This is a genomic window from Vibrio sp. Vb1026 (assembly GCF_033338745.1).
Taxonomy (GTDB): Bacteria; Pseudomonadota; Gammaproteobacteria; order Enterobacterales; family Vibrionaceae; genus Vibrio; species Vibrio alginolyticus.
The window spans coordinates 297,991-317,847 of sequence record NZ_JAWOTH010000002.1 but is presented as its reverse complement, the minus strand read 5'-3'; the positions used below and the strand labels follow the sequence as shown (position 1 = coordinate 317,847).

The window sequence follows — 19,857 nt, the reverse complement described above, 5'->3', positions numbered from 1 at the left end:
AACTGATTTCAGTTGGCGCTTTTTCATTAACAGGACTGACGCTCAATAGTTTTGAAGGTTAGTACCATCTTACTCATTTCAAAACTTCTGTTGGCAATTCTATCTAGTAGCAGTTTCGCACCATTTTCCCCTGCTTTATCAAATGCATAGTTAAATGTTGATAAGGTTGGGGTGCACACTGATGCGAGCTCATCATCACCAACGCCTAGCACTAAAACGTCTTTACCCGGTGTTAACCCGAGCTCTTGAATCGCTCTCATCGCACCGATAGCAATACGGTCTGTCGCACAGAACAAGCCATCTAGCTTAGGGTTCTTTGTTAAGTGTTGTTTTGCCAATGAATAGCCAGAATCGATGGTAAAGTCACCACGAGCATGGAAGGCGAGCTCAAAACCATGATGCTGTAGCGCTTGAACAAATCCTTCAGAGCGTTGCTTATCTACCGCGATATCGTCACCTTGCACACCAATAAAACCCATGGTTTGGCAACCTTTTGCAACCAGTCTATTTCCCGCTTCAAACCCTACTCGTGCGTCATCATGAATGATGCTTGGAATATTAAACATGGAACCATCTTGACCGACGAGCACAACTGGGACGGCTGAGTTTTGAATTGCTTTTACCAGCTTGGAATCGAGGTGGGTGGCGTAAAGAATGATCCCTTCAACCCGTTTTTGGTTAAAGATCTGAATGTATTCCAGTTCTTTTTCGTGGGCTTGGTGAGTGCTAGCAAGTAAGACATGTTTCCCGGCTTTTTCAAGGACATCGGTTAATCCATCGACACCTTGGGATGTGGCATGAGAGGAAACCCGAGGAACAATGACACCAACCAGATTGGTCTTTTGAGATTTTAGATCTTTAGCGACTTGGTTCGGCACATAGCCACACTCCGCTACTGCTTGGCGGACCTTCAGTTTTGTCGCTTCTTTTACGCCATATTCATCGTTTATAACCCGTGACACTGTTGATTTTGATACGCCAGCCAGACGGGCGACATCATGCAGACTCGCCATTGTTCCTATCCATTCTGTTTTTCGTTTTTGGGATTGTTTGCAAAGAGAAGATGAAAAGCTCTTTGATAAGTAGCGATTCTAACCTCCTATACTGCTCTTAGGGAGAGAATTTGACGATCATTCTCACATTCTATCTGCTTTATCTTTGATCATTTGGTTTTATTGAGCAAAAATCTGTTTTGCAAACGTTCCCGAAAATTTCGCAAGCTCAGATAATAATCCAATGGGGTATGAAATGAATTATCCGGCAGTAGCAAAAGAGTTGTTAACTCTATTAGGTGGTAAAAGCAACATCACCGCACTTGCGCATTGTGCGACACGCTTACGCCTTGCCGTTGCAGATGAGCAAAAAATAGATGAACAAGCGATTGATAGCCTTGAAGGAGTAAAAGGGCAGTTCAAAGTTGCGGGTCAGTACCAAATCATTTTTGGATCAGGCATCGTAAACCAAGTTTATGCAGAAATGGCGAAGTTGACGGGGATGAGTGAAATGTCCACCAACGACGTTGCGTCTGCTGGCGCAGAGAAACAAAACATCGTTCAGCGCGCGGTGAAAGGGCTGTCTGATATCTTCGTCCCAATCATTCCCGCAATCGTCGCTGGCGGTTTGTTGATGGGTATCTATAACCTATTGACTGCTCAAGGTTTGTTTATTGATGGCAAATCTTTGATTGATGCCAACCCAGGACTGACAGACTTGGCGAACATGATCAACACGTTTGCGAACGCTCCGTTTGTTTACCTGCCTATTTTGCTGGCATTTTCAGCCAGTAAGAAGTTTGGCGGTAACCCTTATTTAGGGGCGGCGTTAGGTATGTTGATGGTTCACCCTGACTTGTTGAATGGTTGGGGGTTCGGCGGCGCATCTGTGTCTGGCAACATTCCGGTTTGGAATATTCTTGGCTTTGAAATCCAAAAAGTGGGTTACCAGGGTTCGGTGTTACCGGTTTTGGTATCGGCATTCATTCTTGCGAAGGTTGAGCTAGGCTTACGTAAAGTCATACCTTCTGTTTTAGACAACCTTTTAACGCCATTACTGGCGATTTTCATAGCGGGTTTGCTAACGTTTACTGTCGTCGGTCCGTTCACACGTGATATCGGTTTCCTATTAGGTGATGGTCTGAACTGGCTATACAGCACAGCTGGCTTTGTTGGTGGTGCGGTATTTGGTCTTATTTATGCTCCGTTTGTTATTACTGGTATGCATCACAGCTTCATTGCGATTGAAACTCAACTTCTTGCGGATATTGCGACGACGGGTGGCACTTTTATCTTTCCTATTGCGGCGATGTCTAACGTTTCTCAAGGAGCGGCAGCGTTGGCGGTGGGCGTGATGAGCAAAGATAAGAAGATGAAAGGTATTGCGATTCCATCGGGTGTTACGGGTTTGCTGGGTATTACAGAACCGGCTATGTTTGGTGTTAACTTAAAACTACGTTACCCATTTATTGCGGCAGTTTGCGCTGCGGCGTTATCAAGTGCGTTCATCACAATGTTTAATGTGAAAGCTCAGGCATTGGGCGCAGCTGGTCTTCCAGGCATCATTTCCATTACGCCAGAGAAGATTGGGTACTACATCGCGGGTATGGTGATCGCGTTCTTGACCGCATTTGTTCTCACCATTGTTCTTGGTATGCGTGACCGCGCTAAAGTCGGTAAAAAAGCAGCGGCTTAATCTGAACTCCTTAAGGGTGGAGTCCCCCAAAATCCACTTCTTTTCCTAAATGTTTGGGGTGCTAGCCAAGCACTAATGGCTTGGCTAGCCTTTTTCAATTTTTACTTGGTAGTGAAGGTGTTCAACACGTTGGACTATCAGGGCTTTAATTTTAAGGTAAGCAAGATGAATCAAGTATGGGTAACTGGTGATGCAGTTGTCGATCTAATACCGGAATCTGAGACTTCTTTACTCAAATGTCCCGGTGGTGCACCAGCGAATGTCGCCGTAGCAATTGCTCGTCTATCTGGTAAGAGTGCGTTTTTTGGACGTGTAGGTGATGACCCATTTGGTCGCTTCATGCAATCAACGCTCGATCAAGAGGGCGTGAGCACGGAGTTTCTCGTTAAAGACCCTGAGCAAAGAACATCAACAGTGGTGGTAGATTTAGACGATCAAGGGGAACGCAGCTTTACATTTATGGTAAAACCGAGCGCTGATCAGTTTATGTCTGTTGAAGACATCCCAAACTTTAAGCAAGGTGACTGGCTACACGTTTGCTCAATTTCACTGGCAAATGAGCCAAGTAGAAGCAGCACATTTGAGGCGATCAAAAGAGCAAAAGCCGCTGGTGGTTTCATTAGCTTTGACCCTAACTTGCGTGATGAAGTGTGGCAAGATCAATCAGAAATCCAAGCTGTCGTGATGAAGGCTGTAGCGATGGCCGATGTGGTTAAGTTCTCTGAAGAAGAGCTTTTGTTCTTAACTGACTCAACGTCGATGGCGCAAGGTTTACAACAAATAGCCTCTTTGAATATTGCTTTGGTCTTGGTGACACAAGGTGCGAAAGGTGTTTGGCGCGTCTTTGAAAGTCAGAGTGAACTGATCACAGGTCAAGTCGTTAGTCCGATTGACACCACAGGTGCGGGTGATGCTTTTGTCGGAGGGCTACTGGCATGCCTGTCTCGGCATGACGATTGGAAAAATCATCCTGTTGTTAGCTCTGCGATTCAATGGGCAAATGGCTGTGGTGCATTAGCGACGACGCAAAAAGGCGCAATGACCGCGCTTCCGACCCAGACAGAGTTGCTGCAATTTATTGGGCAATGATCTTCAGATCCAATTTCAGTTGAGAAAAATTATGAGCTTAAACAACCGTTGGACTGTAGAGCAAAGATATCGTCGACTTGAGCAAATCCCTCAGTGTGATATCGAAGAAATGACACTTTCACGTCAGCAAGATAAAGGCTTTCCTAGTTTTCATATCGCCCCTAGATTTGGGCTGTTAAATGACCCAAATGGGTTGTGCTATTTCAATGGTGAGCACCACATCTTTTACCAGTGGACGCCTGTGGGACCAGTCCATGGAATGAAGTATTGGTATCACCTTTCTACTAAAGACTTCATCCATTTTACTGATCATGGCGTGGGTCTTCATCCCGACCAAGACTACGATTCACATGGTGTCTATTCGGGCGGCGCTTTGGTGGAAAACAACAAGGCTTTGCTGTTTTTTACTGGCAACAAGCGTGACCAAAACTGGAATCGAATCCCAACACAGTGTTTTGCCACCATGGATTCAGACGGCAGCATTGAAAAGCACGGTGTAGTCATTGAGAACGAACATTACACGGAGCACTTTCGTGACCCAAAAGTTTGGAAGAAAGGCGACGACTATTTGATGGTGGTGGGTGCTCAAACCAAAACCGAGCATGGTTCTATGGCGCTCTATCAAAGCAAAGATTTGAAAACGTGGCAGCATAAAGGTCCTATCAAGACCAAGTTCTCTGACCTTGGGTACATGTGGGAGTGTCCTGATTTATTTGAGATTAATGGTCAATCGGTGATGCTGTTTTCTCCACAGGGCGTGAGCAGTAGTAATCCTTATGATTTCAAAAACATCTATTCTGTCGCGTATATCGTGGGTGATCAGTTGAACCTAGAGTCGATGACTTTAGAAAACCACCAAGATATTTTACAGCCAGATTATGGGTTTGATTTCTACGCCCCACAAACCTATTTAGATGAGAATTGGCGTCGCATTCTTATTGCATGGATAGGGTTGCCAGAAATCGACACGCCATCGGTCACACACCAGTGGGCAGGAATGTTGTCTCTTCCTAGAGAACTAACGTTGAAAGATGGTTTTCTTGTTCAAACTCCACTCCCTGAATTGGAGAGTTTAAGAAAAGAAGAGGTAGTCTTTGCACAGTCCCATACACTGGAAAGCACAAGTTGTTTGATCCAATTAGACCTTGAGGGCGATGGCTTTGAACTTGAGCTGAGTAACCTCAAAGGTGACAACATCGTCTTTAGTGCGACAAAGCACGAGTTTATGCTGGACCGTCGTCACATGTCTCATTTGTACGCAGAAGAATTTGGTAGCATTCGAAAAGCACCAAGATTGGACGCTAAGCAGACGATTGATATATATATCGACAATTCTGTCATCGAGATTTTCATTAATGGTGGCAAACACACGATGACCAGTCGTTTCTTTATTGATGACCTGAATACGGTAACGTTGAGAGGGTTGGAGCAAGCAAGGCTTTTCCCTTTGAAAGGTATTTCTGGTTTGTTTGAATCAGCTAAGTAACGGTTTCGAATACATTAAAACGCCCTTCATTGATTTAGTGAAGGGCGTTTTTCTTTCTAACTATCTAACTTAACTGCCTATCACGCACGTAAGTTGTTTGAACTAAGGTATCCAGAACAACTTCATTCTTGGTGACTTTGAAGTTTAGCGGTTGTTCTAAATCCCCAAATAGAGGTGCGCCGCCGAGTGTAGCTTACTCATCGTTGGCATCTCGAACCTAGTTCACATTACCGTGACGTTTTTACTTATAGCGTGAAAGAAAATCCCATAACCAAAGGTTCTAACTAAAAGAGATTACAGGACTTTTATTTAGCGAATTCGACCTAATATCTTGAGTATGCCTAATCGCAGTTGGCGAAGAGGTGATGTTAATAATGCTTGCTGGCGCGTAAGACCCGTCAGTTTGAAGATGCATTCAAACACAATAAGGGAAAACAATGGCTAACGAATACATTCCACCAAAAGTTTGGACAAACGATAATGAAAACGGCGGTCAGTGGGCGAGCATCAACCGTCCGGATTCTGGCGCACGTCATGAGCAAGAGCTTCCAGTTGGTGAGCACCCATTCCAACTTTACTCAATGGGTACCCCAAATGGTCAGAAAGTGACGATCATGTTTGAAGAGCTTTTGGCGGCTGGCGTAACGGCAGCAGAATACGATGCATACCTGATTAAGATTGGCGATGGTGACCAGTTTGGTTCTGGCTTTGTGGCTGTTAACCCAAACTCTAAAATTCCGGCATTGGTTGACCGTTCGGGTTCTGAGCCAGTGAACGTGTTTGAATCTGGCAACATCTTGTTTTATCTAGCAGAGAAGTTTGATCATTTCTTACCAAAAGAAGGCGCTAAGCGTGCTGAGGTAATGAACTGGTTATTCTGGCTGCAAGGTTCTGCGCCATATCTAGGCGGTGGTTTTGGTCACTTCTACGCGTACGCACCAGAGAAGTTCGAGTACCCAATTAACCGCTTTACAATGGAAGCAAAACGTCAGTTAGATGTATTAGACAAGCGTCTTGCGAACAATGAATTCCTAGGTGGCGATGAGTACAGCATCGCTGATATCGCAACTTGGCCATGGTACGGCAACCTTGTGTTGGGTCGTGCTTACGATGCGGCTGAATTCTTAGACGTAGAAAGCTACAAAAACGTTGTACGTTGGGCAAAAGTAATTGATGAGCGTGAAGCGGTAAAACGTGGTCGAATTGTGAACCGTTCATGGGGTGAGGAATGGGAGCAGTTACCTGAGCGCCACAGCGCAGAAGATATTGATAAAGTATTGAAACTTAAACCATAAGCAATCTTGGCCTAGCTACGTCAAATGAGTTTAGTTTTATCTATGCTTATACAGTGACCTCAATCAAATCTATAGCGCACCATATTCTTCGGTGCGCTATTTTTATTCTCATCTAGTCTCGAAATTCTAATTTATATCACCTCTTGAAGATCATTTAGTTCGTAGATGAATCTTTAATGTATTTATATATTATGATGCAAAACAAAGCTCATATTTCCATGTTAAATATGGACTGGTCATACTGCTTTCTAATAATTAAATTATTTAAAAATTATAAACTGATTTTATATCCATTATAAATAAAATTAATGATAATTAATATTTGACATAACCACTAAATTTATGTGGAATGTGCGGGTTGATTTGTTTTGAAGAAATAAAATTAATTTCTAGTACTTTTATTTAAGACAAGCTTAGCTTTTAGCGATGTTTAATTATTAATGCTTATATCATGAAAGAGGATATGTATGATGTCGTCGTTTGAGTCGTACTGGGTTGGGATACGTCAAAGAATAGCCGTACAAACCGAAGGTAACCGCAGTTTAAAGTCTCTAGTCATTAAAAAGCAGCGTGTGAACTTAAATAACAGTGGGTTATCCTTTCGCGCTAAGTCCGGATGCCTTATCCCTCACTGTTATACCAAGTTCTCTGATGAGATAAACCTAAAAACATCGAAAAAATCGTCTCTTAGTTTTAAAAAAGGAAAGCTGTATTTTTCTCCAGTTTAATAATAAATGAAATTTACATAAATTATAATATTAGGTTTTTAAATTTATCGATAATTAATTACGATTTTATGATGCGTTTTCAATATGTTTTCTTGGTAAATAATTAGCTGGGCTTATTGTTGATTGTTTTTGTTGTTTCCTATTTAGATATGGATAAAAGCTCAACTACTTTTCCTATACCAACTTACTCCCTGAATTGACTTGCGCGCTTTTTCTCCCCTCTCAAAAAACATAGCGTTACGGAATTATTTTCGCTCCTGTTTCATTCTTCAAGACGAAAGCTCTACCTACCTCTCATTATTTTCGACAAACATTGAGTAAAAGTAACCAATCGTAACAAGGTGGCTGTAACTGAGCGCCGTTTCAATATACTCGTTTTTTAACTAGGTAATCCCGCGCTTTGAATTCATTCGGGTACCGTTTGTAAGCCTTAAATGCTACTAAGATAAGATGTCATGATGAGAAAAAGTACTATATTACACACAGTGTTAATTACAGGGTTCGCTGCTGTATCCTCGTTGGCTTATGCTGCGCCTTCAGTTGTGCCAAATGCGCCGGAACTCAGTTCTCGTGGTTATGTTTTGATGGACTTCCATACGGGGAAAGTACTGGTTGAACGTGATGCCCACAAACGTTTAAACCCTGCGAGTTTAACGAAGTTGATGACTGCTTATGTAGCTGGTCAAGAAATTAATACAGGCAATATTACGTTGAATGATGAGGTTGTCATCAGCAGAAATGCTTGGGCAAAAAATTTCCCAGATTCTTCAAAAATGTTTATTGAAGTCAATACTTCCGTTTCTTTGTCTGACTTATACCGTGGTCTGATTGTTCAATCTGGTAACGATGCCAGTGTCGCTATTGCTGAGCATGTTGCGGGAAGTGAATCAGGGTTTGTGAGTTTGATGAATAGTTGGGCCGCCAAGCTTGAATTGTCTAACACGGCATTCACCAACCCTCACGGCCTAGACAGTGACGGTTTATATTCGACACCTTATGATATTGCCAAGTTGGGCCAAGCGATTATTCGTGACTTACCTGATATCTATCCGCTGTATAGCGAAACCTCTTTTACTTACAATGGCATCACTCAATACAACCGTAATGGCTTGCTTCGTGATCGTAGTATGAATGTCGATGGCATGAAAACTGGATATACAAGCGGTGCGGGTTATAGTCTAGCGACTTCTGCAACACAAGGTGATATGCGTCTGATTGCTGTAGTGATGGGAGCGAAGAGCGAGAATGTTCGTGAATCAGAAAGCAAGCAGCTGTTAAGTTATGGCTTCCGCTTTTACGATACGGTAATGCCGACTGAGGCGGGTGCGGAACTTGCGAAAGCTCGAGTTTGGATGGGCGAAAAAGACGAGCTTACTGTCGGCGTAGCTAACGATGTTTATCTCACTTTGCCAAAAGGAGATGTAAAAAAGTTGCAAGCGGAAGTTGAATACAACGGTGATTTAGTTGCGCCAATTTCTGAGCAACAAGTGGTTGGTAAAGTGCTTTACAAAGTCGACGGTAAGGTCGTAAATGAAGCCGAGCTCGTTGCATTGGAGTCCGTGGAGGAAGGCAGTTTATTCAAGCGAATTTTAGACTGGTTTAAACAATTGGTCGCTAGCTGGTTCTAAACAGTAGCGAACTTCTGTCTATATCACTCTATCTTGTTAATGTTCTATTAAATCAATTTACTAAGGCGACCAACGTGGTCGCCTTACGTTTTTGGAATACTCGTTGCGTTAAAACGCAGGCCTTCTTGTAAGGGTGTGTTTTTACCTGACCAAGAGCGTTTTGTGTTTTTGGGTGCGAGAGAAAAGAAACTAGAACAAGAATGGAGTGACACGTGCACAAGATTTTATCTTTGACATTGATTTTATCGCTCATGGGCTGCGCTATGCCTTACCAGCAGGAGGTCGATAGCGGCCAATGTGTTGGAGTCATGACCTCTCAGGATGCATATGGTTATTTAAACCCAAACCATTACACGATGCAGGTACTCGCGCTAAAGCAAGAAAAAGATGTGAAAGATTATATTCGCTATATCGATCCTAAGCATCCGGTTTGGGTTAACTGGAAAAACAGCCGAGGCACGCGTTGGTATACGGTAACTGTTGGTGATTTTAAAACGAAACAGGATGCCTACAATGCGCTTTCTTCATTACCAAGCCGTGTAAAGCAGTCATCCCCGTTTGTGCTGACTTTTGCGGAAATGCAGCGTAAGCAACAAACGAGTGTTGTGAGAATGCGTTAGCCAACAAAAAACGGAAGCGATGGCTTCCGTTTTTGTATTTAGGAGTAAGCTTAAAGCGCCGCTAAAATCGTTTCTGCTTTGCTTGCTTCAAACTCTTTTGGCTCTTCAACGTTAAGCTTAGTCACTGTGCCGTTTTCAATGATCATCGCGTAACGTTGTGAGCGAATACCACCAAAGCCGCCTGTATCCATTTCAAGACCTAATGCTTTAGTAAAGCTAGCGTCGCCATCACCCAACATCAGAATCTCAGAAGCGTTTTGAGCTTCGCCCCACGCTTGCATCACAAATGCATCGTTTACAGAAACGCACGCAATTAAATCAACACCTTTTGCCTTTAGCTCATCAGCTAATACCACATAGCCTGGTAGATGAGCTTCTGAACAGGTAGGGGTGAATGCGCCAGGTACAGCAAAGAGTACGACTTTCTTGTTCGCAAACAGTTCTGTAACGTCGTGGTTAACCATACCATCGGCAGTCAACTCACTTAGAGTTGCAACTGGTAGAGCTTGGCCTTGTTGAATCATGATTATATTCCTTTTTGTGTGCTAGTTTAGCTTTCTCAGTCTAGCGTTTATAAATGCGGTTAACCACAGAGTTTTTGTAGGGTTTTAATACCTACGCGTTTGACCTAAGGCGTGGCACTGATGCCTTTATTGCAACGCTTCGTGCTGGTTTACGTATTGGCTAACAAGGTGACGATATTTCGCCTTTAACTCGTTATCGATAAAGCTGGCATCAATCGCGTTCATTGTAAATTGGGCAAGTTCACTCTTACTCATTGGATGTGCGTTGTTGACGGCCAAAAAGTTGTCCGTCATGTAGCCACCAAAGTACACAGGATCGTCTGAGTTAATCGTTACGGCGACACCTTTTCGTAGCAAATCCACAATATTGTGATCTTTCATATCGTCGAATACACATAGCTTAAGATTCGATAACGGACACACTGTCAGTGGCATTTGGCTTTCGATTAAGGATTCAACTAATGCTTCATCATCAACACAGCGAACACCGTGATCCACGCGGCTCACGTAAAGCATTTCAATGGCATCGCTAATATTTTGTGCGGGGCCTTCTTCTCCTGCGTGAGCAACGGTAAGTAAGCCTTCTTCTACTGCTTGTTTAAATACGCGCTTGAATTTAGCTGGCGGATGACCTTGTTCTGAAGAATCTAGTCCAACACCAATGATCTTATCACGGTGTTTCAGAATAGCCTGTAGGGTCTCTATGGCGCTCTCTTCTGAAAGGTGACGGAGAAAACACGCAATAATTTGCGAGGTAATGCCAAGTTTTTCGTGACCATCTTTTAGCGCACGAGCGATTCCATTGATAACAGTGTCAAAGTCTATGCCGCGTTCTGTGTGTGTTTGAGGGTCAAAAAAGATTTCGGTATGAATAACGTTGTCTTCTTTACAGTGCAGTAAGTATTCCCAAGTGAGATCGTAAAAATCTTGCTCAGTACGCAGAACTCCCGCTCCTTGGTAATAGAGGTCGAGAAATGATTGTAAGTCTGTGAACTGATATGCGCTGCGCAGTTCACTCGGAGAAGAGTAAGGGATCTCGATGCCGTTTCGTTTTGCTAATTTGAATAAGAGTTCCGGCTCAAGTGAACCTTCGATATGTAAGTGCAGCTCTACTTTTGGAAGACCTTGAATAAATGCGTTCATATTCCACCTTATGTGTATTGTGGATGCAGTTACTCTAAGAATAGGTATAGATAGAAATAAATCGAACGCTATCACAAAGAGTAAGATCCACGATGATCTCAACTCTTCGTAATCAGCACTTTGCGGGAACTGGTAGAGACCCCCAAACCATATCATTGGGGTTATACGAAGCAAACGAGAGGGATTATACGCAAAAATATCGCTTTGGCTATACGCAAATAACCTAATTGTCATTAGTAACGGGGTTTCCTGTGAGCGAAACGACTATTTGCAAGTCACTTGAGTATAGAGGAGCCAGTTGTTTTTGCGTGTGTGAGAGGCACGTGTAATTAGAAGAGTCGTCTAAAAGAGTGGAGATTCGTTTGAGCAAAGGTAGGTGGCGGTACCTTGCACAACGATAAAGGCAGAGAAAGCACTAGAGAGCATTTATAGATCGAATAACTTATCAAATTCTCTTTGTTCCATGATGTCTTCTATGCGGCGTCGAGTTTTCTGCTTTACCGCCGCCGCGTTTTGTTCAGACTCTTTTTTGTCTTTTTCTGACTGCTTCTTACTTTTTCTAGCCATTGGATACCTTCCAAATTAGTTGCATTATCCATTAATGCATGAAAACTGAATCAGTTAACAGTAAAACTTCCTAACTTTGAACCTGAATCACAGAGAATAGTTCCAGATTGCGTTTTCTCACAATATTCAAAATCGATCATGAAGCTATGAGAAAGAAGTTTCGGTAATACGTGTCTTCGTAAAATATCACCATTTAATTGATGTATTTTAGCGTGCCAAGAGGTTTGAGGTTGTTCTAAATTAAATTCAATTTCTAACATTTATTCTCCTGTTTTTTAGTGATTTTCTCTTTGTTAAGTAATTGATACCAATGCCTTTGACGGCCAGTTCTTTTTGAGGACATGATTTTTCCTATAAATAATAAATTAAGCAGTACTATTCAGTTTATTTTAGATAGCACAAAGCAATGACTAAAATTAGGCTGAGTGATTGATGAAAGAATATTTTTGAAGGAGAGAGGTTTGGTGCAGCATGGGCATGCTACACCAAGAAAAGCAGTCTTATAGAGGAGTTACTTCAGTCGCTTGAGGACCTTTTTTACCTTGCTCTACATTGAAGCTTACTTTCTGACCTTCAGTCAGTGTTTTGAAACCGTCAGAAACGATAGCGTTAAAGTGTACGAATACATCTTGGCCGCCGTTGTCTTGAGATAGAAAGCCGAAGCCTTTAGTTTCGTTAAACCATTTTACTGAACCAGTTACTTTAGACATAAAAATACCTTTGAATTAAACATAAAAATTATGATTTGTTTTGTGGATCTTTTCTAAGCTATTGAATGTTCAATCAAGAGGAAGTTGTACGCAGGTGTCTGAATTGGGGATTCAAGATTTTACTGAGAGGAAACTTAAACTAAATGTTGCATTAACAGCTCTCTTCTAAGAGCCAAGGCACACTATACACCTTGTTTAGAAAATAGCTACATTTATTTTAGATAAATTAAATGTGCTCATTATTAACTCGATAAATTGTATTGTTCGAAAAAGTTGAATAAGTAGAACGAATAGTATGGCTCATAATTTTAGCTCATCAACCTAAAATAGAACCTTATCGATAGCCATAGATTGAACATGCGATTTGCAAGCGGTCACAAAGATAAACTAGGAGAACTAGTATGAGTACATTCAGAGAAATTCGTCAGCTTATTCCTGCGCAACCTACTGCTGATGGTGATGGAGTGAAAATTCGCCGAGTAGCGGGTTTCAATCATGCTAGCTTTTCTCCATTTTTGATGATGGATGAACTCAAATCAGAAGACCGTGCTGACTATATCGGCGGTTTCCCTCCGCATCCGCACCGCGGTATCGAGACGCTTACTTATATGTTGAAAGGTCATTTCCAGCATCGTGATCATATGGATAATGTTGGCGAGCTTCGTTCCGGTGGTGCACAGTGGATGGCAGCAGGAAGAGGCGTCATCCATAGCGAAATGCCTATTATGAAGGAAGGCGAACTGCATGGTTTCCAAATTTGGATTAACCAGCCTGCGAAAAATAAGATGCAGCCAGCTCAATATCATGACTTTCAACCTGAAACGATCACTGAGTTTGATACTCCGAATACGGGGGTTGTACGTTTGATTGCGGGTCATATGACTATAAACAACGAACGAATTCAGGGGCCGCTAACAGAGACAGGTGTTGCTGCCACGGTAGCCGATTGGAGAGCGATGGGTGGTCAAGCTTTGAATTTGAACACGGAGCAAGACAACAACATGATGCTCTATGTCTATAAAGGTCGTATTCAATTAAAAGGTCGTGAGATCAATCGAGGCGAAATGGCCATTTTATCGAAAGGTGAATGGGTTGAATTGCAGGCCGAAAAAGAGAGTGGTGCACTGATCTTTATTGGTGAGCCAATTAATGAACCCGTGGTGCATTATGGCCCTTTTGTCATGAATAGCATGGAAGAGATAGAACAAGCCATCCAAGACTACAACTCTGGGTTGTTTGAAACTTACTAGTTTGGACTGCCTACTCGCTTTTTCAGTTAGCGAGCAAATTAAAACAGTTTTGAGCCTGAATATTGGGCTCGACCAGAAGCAAATACGATAATCCACTGCCATCGAATTTGCGTTAGCCACGTTTAATCCACGTGGCTTTTTTCTACTTCTGACTCCATCGTATGATGGCTTCCTTTCCTGCTTCAATTCCTAACTCATAAGCATGACGCAGTGGTGCTGGCGATCGACTCAGCCGTTTCAACTTGAATGTTTCAGGAGGACACACTTGAATGATTTCGATACCAGGTGGTGGGTTGTTGATCAGCGCTAAGGTCTGATTGTAGCGAACTTCACGTGTCAACATCGGTTCAATTAATCCGGGCGTTTCTTTCAACATCCTCCTAGTTAGGGCGCTGAATCTTCCTCTTGGCTTTTGATAGCTTGCGGGCTGGCTGCGTAAAATCATAATCTTTTTGGCTCCTCGCTTTATTGCTTCTGCAACAGGAAGTGCGTCTGAGACGCCACCATCAACGTATCTAATTCCGTTCAGTGATACGCCATTTCGGTAAAGTACAGGCAGTGCGCTGCTGGCTTTCATTGTTTCTGCCAAGTCGTCGACATCAGGAAGGTGGTACTCCGCTTGCCCATTGTCTTGACGCGTCACGCCTAAAAAGAAAGGTCGTGAATCAGCTTTGAGCGCAGATTTATCGATGCCAAGTTCTTCGAGGGTGACATTCCACATCCAGTCTAAGTTCATCATATCACCACCACGTAGAAGTTGAGATGGAGAGATAAATTCTTTTCTTAAGCTGTAATCGAGGTAGATTTTTAAGTTACGTCCGGGCATTTTAGCTAAGTAGGCAGCCAAGTTGCTAGCACCCGCAGACACTCCCCAAAAGCTATCAAATGGAGAGAACTCGCTAGCAAGAAAATGATCGAGTATGCCGCATGAAAATACGCCTCGCATGGCTCCACCTTCGACAATCAATGCTCGAGAGCCTACTTTTTCCATCACTTCGCTCCACTCTTTATCAATCGGATAATAGCATGCAGCTTAACGCATAATGGTTTTATACCCAAGTGGGCCAAAGGTCTAGGTTGCGTTCCTTTGAATAAAAAGGGCATCAATGGATGCCCTTGTCACTTTTAGCCTATGGAATTGCGGGTAATTGAGTCTCTAATTTAGTGAAGGAGACCGAGCCAATTAGCCCCCTTACATAGAGCCATACCTGTAGTCCCATACTGATCGTTGTTGGAATAGTTTGATGATCACTTGTTAAATAGGCATACAAACACTATCCAGAGCGTTGTAAGCAAAAGTAATGGGGTGAATACTTTCTGGATAGAAGCGCCATCAGTTAAATTGTAAATTTTGATGGATTCATTATAGAACGCTCGTTTGAATTCTTTGAAGCTAATGTCGCTCTTCGCATGCGACTGTTCATAGTGCTGGTGCGCAGCGTCCGATAGCTGGTATTCCAAGTCTTGGAGCTCGTACTCCTTGTTAAAAAACGCATCCCAAGCCGAAAGGCGGGCTATCGTTTTAGGAGATGGATCCCCATTTAGTTTCTCTAGACGTTTAGCATAAGCTGCTTGATATTTATCCACGGTATATTCCTGTCTGAATAGACGTTGAGTTAGAACATATGTAAAAAAGAAAAATAAGTAATAAAAGGTTTTTTACGTTCTATACCTGTGATAAATGCTAAAAATTTCAATGCTCTAGCACTCCGATGTCGCAAATGATATTGATGGAATTGCTCTGCGACAAATAAAATAATTACTCTAGATAACAACGAATTTTTGTTGTTTTTTTAAAAAACTGATCATGAGATTGAGTGGGGATTTTTACCGAGAAGAATTTCGCTACTGTAACTGTCTATATTTACTCAAAAAGAGAAAATCTTAGAAGCTTTCTTTGATTGATGTGAGATATTTTAGGTCGAAAAGCATTAATTTTGGCTATGCTTATAGTTCGTCTTTTTTGTTGTTGAACTCTACTTCGAGGGGGAAAGAACCCATATTTCGAGCATAGGATAGCTCGCTTTTTCGTTACGTCGTTCTTGGAGTTTGAATCAGTGACGACGCTATGAGTCTAGCATCTTGAACTCACTTGGGTGTATTAATTAATTATAAAAGTAAAGCAGTGCTGAGCTAGGATAAACTTCAACGTAAAGGTGACGGTATGAATATACAATCAGCCATTATTGAATATGCGATAGCGATTATAGGCTTACTTTTGACGGGCGTTACCCTCTGAGCATGACTGCCCAGAGGATAGAAAGCGCATTAGCTTTTTGCTAACGATTGATGTTGTATCGAGCCATTGCAGCTTCTTCTGACGATACAACCGTTTTACCAATTGGTGCGAGTGAAATAACCGCTAGCTTGAGGTGTTGGAGCGCAAACGGAATGCCGATTATGGTGACAAAGCATGCTGCTGCAGAAAGTACGTGACCGATAGCTAACCAAAGGCCTGCAAATACAAACCAAAGGACGTTACCAATAACGCCGAGCGGACTGGTGCCAATGTCCATTTCATTGGTCAATTCATCGCGTGAGATGGCCTCTTTACCGAATGGGAAAAAGGAAAAATTACCCATAACGATACACGCACGCCCCCAAGGTATTCCGATGATGCTAATAAAGGCCAAAATACCAAAAAACCACCATAGCAACCCCATAAATACGCCACCAAATACAAACCAAATGATGTTACCAAGTGTTCTCATTCTATTTCCTTTATTCTTGAATGTGATGATTCAGATACCTGAGAGCAGCGTAAAACAAATCTAAACCGTCTGTTTTGTCGATGTGTGCTTTTGTGCCCTCATTCACCTGATTGATAGAATAATCGCTGTAGTCTTAACAGAGAATGAATGCCTTCCCTAAGGCAAGTCTTTTTAGTATAGAGCGTAATACTCAATCAAGCATATAGCCAAGAATCGCATTATCTAGAGACAACTTTCTCGATATATTGACAAATTTGCTCTGCCAATCGATGGCTGGCAATGTTGCGTTTTACTACTTCATTAGCAATATTTCCAGACTCAACGACGCCAAACCAGTCGAGCAACATCGAATGGAAACCTTTACTCGTCAGCATTGGCGTCCAGTCTTTCAAATTGATTTTTTGCTCTTGGTTAGCTTGCCATAGTTTGCCTTCAACGAAGGAGTCGAACTCAACTGCCTTGTTTGCATAACAAGCTTGAACGCGCTCTGTAGTGATACCGAAGTGGCGATTCATCGAGGCGTGGAGCAAAGTATCTCCATGTTGCCACTGAATATCTAAACGCGCCAACTGACTACCTTCAAGTTGATGAGTTACATAAGCATCTTTTAGATCGGCTTTGGCTGTGACGTTAACGCTGTCTAATGGGTGAATAAAATCATCAAATATAAAGGTACGAACATCCCCCGGTAGTTGGTGACGGTTCTTTTCCCAGCGTAGCGACTTTAAGTCAGATATGTTGCCTTGCTGCACTTGTGGCATATGTTGGTTGTAAAGTGGAATGTGACGACGGTTAAAGCCCACATAGAGTGGCTGTCTCTCTTTTTCGGCAATGTCGTACAGCTTTTCTACGTCATCAGCACTATTCGCTAATGGTTTGTCGACAAAGGTTGGAATTCCATGCTGCAGAAAAAATGCCGCTATTTGAGGGTGTACGCTTGTTGCCGCATGAATCATGACGGCATCGACGCCAAAGTGCAGAAGTTGCTGGTAGTCTTGGCAGATCTCTGAGATTCGATACTGCTTAGCCAGGATCTCAAGTGTGTTTGGGTTGCGGGTACAAAATACAAGTTCGATATTTGGAAGCTGAGTGATAACAGGAAGGTATGCTTTCTGAGCGATATCCCCTAGACCAATAATACCAATTTTCATCCTAGTCCTTATCTCGATGTATGGATCGCGGACTGTCAGTATAACGCTTGGCGCGGCGATGAGTTTAAATACCTTGTTAGAAAAAGCCTGATTCACACTTTGAGCCAGGCTTTATTGAATGATTTAGGAAACGGCTCGGCAGGCTTTGAATATATCTAACTTGCTATCGTAGGCTTGAGTTTGTACATCCATAATGCCTAATAAAGAGTGGAACACGTTATCATGTGAGTATTGGCCTGCATTCTGTGCTTGCTTATACAAACAGTCGGTATTGATCTGCTTCGCTTGTTTAAAGCCCGAAGACAGCCACATAATCAAAGGAACGCGTTTTTGGAAATCTGGTGCAAGGCCATAAGGCATACCATGTAAGAACAATCCGTTTTCGCCTAGTGACTCACCGTGATCCGATATGTAAATTAGCGCAGTGTTATACTCAGACTCTAACGCTTTAAGTTTTTTGATGGTTTCTGCCAATACAAGATCGGTGTAGCGTATTGTATTGTCATATGTGTTCACTATTTGTTCGATGCTACAGTTTTCGATGTCTGCACGTGGACAGTCTGGTTTAAAGAAGGCGTTGTCTCTTGGGTAACGCTGAAAGTAGGTCGGACCGTGGCTTCCTATAAGGTGCATGGCGACCACTCGGTTACCGTGCATATCCGCGACTTCCTGATCAAAATGATCTAATAGCGCCATGTCGTAACAAGTTTGGCCATTACACATAGGGTTTACTTGCTTTCGATCCACTTCAATTTTCTTGATCTTGTGGGCTACTTCTTTATCCCCACCGTCATTTTCTTTCCAAATGAGGTCAACCCCAGCGCGCAGCATTATATCGAGAGCATTGTCCTGGTTATCCGCTTTGGTGCGTTCAAACTCGTTTCGCGTGAGCTGTGAAAACATACAAGGCACAGATACAGCAGTCGCGGTGCCACAAGACGCGACGTCTTGAAATGAGATAACATCCAGTTTACTAGTATAAGGGTTTGTCTCTCGTGTATAGCCATTGAGTTGGTAGTTCTGCGTTCGAGCGGTTTCTCCTACGACAAAAACCAGTAGTGTTGGTTTGCGCTGTGCTTGCTGTACGGCGCTATCTGACTGCTTTGCATCTGTGCCGATTTCTCGATATGGCTCTGGCGTGGTGAAATATTTCTCCTTCACATACCCGGTCGCGCTGTAAACGAACTGGGTGGGTATGATGATTTTTTTTAGGTGGCTATTGTTGCGCCCTACAGATGCGTAGTCTTGATAGTACACGCTGGCAATGACGGCGATGACAGCTAGCGACGACAGCATCGATACTAATTTGGTAACAGAGAAGTACAGTAATTGGTGACGTTGAGATTGCAGCTTGACCTTAAAGATAATTATCGCTGGGATAACTCCCATAATCAGCGTCCAAATTACAGAGTGAGCACTCAGGTAAGAACTCGCCTCGCTCGAATCGGTTTCAACAATATTGGCAATCATTCCAGAATCGAAAAGTGTGCCATAGTTATAGCTTGCGTAGCTCACCATACTTGAAACAATGATTAAAATTATAAAGAACGGCTTGCCGATCCAAGGCCAACTAAATAAATTAAAAAGGAAATTGAGCGCGGCAAGAAAGAAAATTGGTATTGTGATAATAAATCCAATCTTGACATTATCTAAGTGTGTAAAGATGCCGATCAGTTCTTTATAAATAGGGATGTTTACGACGAGAGCGAAATACAGCGCCAACAGGAAAGTAAAGGTAACGTAAGAGATACCTCTCTGTTGTAAATCATGTGTCTTCATAATGAGTGTCTTGAATAAAAATTAGAGCAAGAACGAAGCCCAAATAAAAAGGGCAAGAGTTAACGCAACAAATACTGCTGCTGAACCAATATCTTTGGCTCTACCACTGAGCTCGTGCCAGTCATCGCTAACACGGTCGACAACCGCTTCTACGGCGGAATTAATGAGTTCGACGATCAATACCAAGAACAGGCTACTGATCATCAGCACTCTTTCGTATGTGGTGACAGGAAGGAAAAAAGCACATACGGAAAGCACCAAGGCGAGAATCAATTCTTGTCTAAAAGCGGCTTCGTGTGTCCATGCGGCTTTCAATCCTTGAAATGAATAGCCGGTCGCATCCATGACACGGCGTATACCTGTTTTACCTGGCTTCAAAATATGACCTTACTATTTAAGCATTGGGATGGAACACATATCCCAGAGAGGTAACGAGATTAATCGTTACAGCGTGAAACATTTGTGAATAGAATCCATCGCGCGATAAT

The 19,857-nt window shown here is 42.6% G+C and carries 19 protein-coding genes, 1 pseudogene and 1 riboswitch; of the genes and pseudogenes, 7 read left to right on the top strand and 13 right to left on the bottom strand.

Annotated features, from left to right (window positions below):
- Positions 1-26 precede the first annotated feature (26 nt).
- Positions 27-1,013 (bottom strand): LacI family DNA-binding transcriptional regulator, encoded by a 987-nt coding sequence (locus tag R7E47_RS05310; protein WP_017633789.1) that lies wholly within the window; start codon positions 1,011-1,013, stop codon positions 27-29.
- Positions 1,014-1,248: 235 nt separating this feature from the next.
- Here R7E47_RS05310 and R7E47_RS05305 point away from each other — a divergent pair, with 235 nt between their 5' ends.
- From R7E47_RS05305 to R7E47_RS05295, 3 genes are all read left to right on the top strand, one after another.
- Entirely contained in the window at positions 1,249-2,688 is a 1,440-nt protein-coding gene (locus tag R7E47_RS05305; RefSeq protein ID WP_318083927.1) for a sucrose-specific PTS transporter subunit IIBC, read from the top strand.
- A 165-nt stretch (positions 2,689-2,853) separates the two neighbouring features.
- A complete protein-coding gene (locus R7E47_RS05300) occupies positions 2,854-3,777 on the top strand; it encodes an aminoimidazole riboside kinase (RefSeq protein WP_053349293.1) in 924 nt (307 codons plus the stop codon).
- A gap of 31 nt (positions 3,778-3,808) precedes the next feature.
- On the top strand, positions 3,809-5,263 hold the full coding sequence (locus R7E47_RS05295) for a sucrose-6-phosphate hydrolase (protein WP_258457547.1): 1,455 nt from the start codon (positions 3,809-3,811) through the stop codon (positions 5,261-5,263).
- Between the two features lie 64 nt (positions 5,264-5,327).
- On the opposite strand, the pseudogene R7E47_RS05290 reads toward R7E47_RS05295, so the two are convergent.
- Positions 5,328-5,447, bottom strand: a pseudogene (locus R7E47_RS05290) (dihydrofolate reductase); the annotation flags it as partial.
- A 253-nt stretch (positions 5,448-5,700) separates the two neighbouring features.
- Here R7E47_RS05290 and yghU point away from each other — a divergent pair.
- The 3 genes from yghU (at position 5,701) to R7E47_RS05275 (ending at position 9,534) form a co-directional block, all read left to right on the top strand.
- On the top strand, positions 5,701-6,558 hold the full coding sequence (gene yghU, locus R7E47_RS05285) for a glutathione-dependent disulfide-bond oxidoreductase (protein ID WP_005373705.1): 858 nt from the start codon (positions 5,701-5,703) through the stop codon (positions 6,556-6,558).
- A 1,186-nt stretch (positions 6,559-7,744) separates the two neighbouring features.
- Positions 7,745-8,914, top strand: a complete 1,170-nt coding sequence (locus R7E47_RS05280) for a D-alanyl-D-alanine carboxypeptidase family protein (RefSeq protein WP_171342685.1) — start codon at positions 7,745-7,747, stop codon at positions 8,912-8,914.
- 212 nt (positions 8,915-9,126) lie between these two features.
- Positions 9,127-9,534, top strand: coding sequence for an SPOR domain-containing protein (locus R7E47_RS05275; protein ID WP_005373701.1), 408 nt, complete (start codon positions 9,127-9,129; stop codon positions 9,532-9,534).
- A 50-nt stretch (positions 9,535-9,584) separates the two neighbouring features.
- On the opposite strand, the gene R7E47_RS05270 is transcribed toward R7E47_RS05275, so the two are convergent.
- The 5 genes from R7E47_RS05270 to R7E47_RS05250 all read right to left on the bottom strand — a co-directional run bounded on the left by R7E47_RS05270 (position 9,585) and on the right by R7E47_RS05250 (position 12,478).
- On the bottom strand, positions 9,585-10,058 hold the full coding sequence (locus R7E47_RS05270) for a peroxiredoxin (RefSeq protein ID WP_005373699.1): 474 nt from the start codon (positions 10,056-10,058) through the stop codon (positions 9,585-9,587).
- A gap of 126 nt (positions 10,059-10,184) precedes the next feature.
- Entirely contained in the window at positions 10,185-11,201 is a 1,017-nt protein-coding gene (locus tag R7E47_RS05265; protein ID WP_017819853.1) for an adenosine deaminase, read from the bottom strand.
- An 89-nt stretch (positions 11,202-11,290) separates the two neighbouring features.
- A riboswitch (purine riboswitch) is annotated at positions 11,291-11,390 on the bottom strand.
- Positions 11,391-11,627: 237 nt separating this feature from the next.
- Positions 11,628-11,768, bottom strand: coding sequence for a PA3496 family putative envelope integrity protein (locus R7E47_RS05260; RefSeq protein WP_017633782.1), 141 nt, complete (start codon positions 11,766-11,768; stop codon positions 11,628-11,630).
- Positions 11,769-11,818: 50 nt separating this feature from the next.
- A complete protein-coding gene (locus tag R7E47_RS05255) occupies positions 11,819-12,028 on the bottom strand; it encodes a hypothetical protein (RefSeq protein WP_053304560.1) in 210 nt (69 codons plus the stop codon).
- Positions 12,029-12,268: 240 nt separating this feature from the next.
- On the bottom strand, positions 12,269-12,478 hold the full coding sequence (locus R7E47_RS05250) for a cold-shock protein (RefSeq protein ID WP_005373691.1): 210 nt from the start codon (positions 12,476-12,478) through the stop codon (positions 12,269-12,271).
- Positions 12,479-12,879: 401 nt separating this feature from the next.
- Between R7E47_RS05250 and R7E47_RS05245 the strand changes: the two genes are divergently transcribed.
- On the top strand, positions 12,880-13,728 hold the full coding sequence (locus R7E47_RS05245; RefSeq protein WP_053304558.1) for a pirin family protein: 849 nt from the start codon (positions 12,880-12,882) through the stop codon (positions 13,726-13,728).
- A 142-nt stretch (positions 13,729-13,870) separates the two neighbouring features.
- Here the strand turns inward: R7E47_RS05245 and R7E47_RS05240 are convergent, their stop codons facing one another.
- The 6 genes from R7E47_RS05240 to R7E47_RS05215 form a co-directional block, all read right to left on the bottom strand.
- The gene (locus R7E47_RS05240) at positions 13,871-14,719 is read right to left on the bottom strand and encodes a patatin family protein (protein ID WP_005385563.1); all 849 of its coding nucleotides are present in this window, start codon (positions 14,717-14,719) and stop codon (positions 13,871-13,873) included.
- 257 nt (positions 14,720-14,976) lie between these two features.
- Positions 14,977-15,315, bottom strand: coding sequence for a hypothetical protein (locus R7E47_RS05235; RefSeq protein WP_017635147.1), 339 nt, complete (start codon positions 15,313-15,315; stop codon positions 14,977-14,979).
- Between the two features lie 692 nt (positions 15,316-16,007).
- Positions 16,008-16,439 carry a YccF domain-containing protein gene (locus tag R7E47_RS05230; protein ID WP_005373685.1) on the bottom strand — a complete coding sequence of 144 codons (432 nt, stop codon included), beginning with the start codon at positions 16,437-16,439 and terminating at the stop codon, positions 16,008-16,010.
- Between the two features lie 218 nt (positions 16,440-16,657).
- Complete coding sequence (locus R7E47_RS05225; protein WP_318083922.1) at positions 16,658-17,590, bottom strand: Gfo/Idh/MocA family oxidoreductase; 933 nt, start codon at positions 17,588-17,590, stop codon at positions 16,658-16,660.
- A gap of 123 nt (positions 17,591-17,713) precedes the next feature.
- Entirely contained in the window at positions 17,714-19,369 is a 1,656-nt protein-coding gene (locus R7E47_RS05220; protein ID WP_005373681.1) for a phosphoethanolamine transferase, read from the bottom strand.
- A gap of 21 nt (positions 19,370-19,390) precedes the next feature.
- Complete coding sequence (locus R7E47_RS05215; protein ID WP_017635149.1) at positions 19,391-19,747, bottom strand: diacylglycerol kinase; 357 nt, start codon at positions 19,745-19,747, stop codon at positions 19,391-19,393.
- Positions 19,748-19,857: the final 110 nt, after the last annotated feature.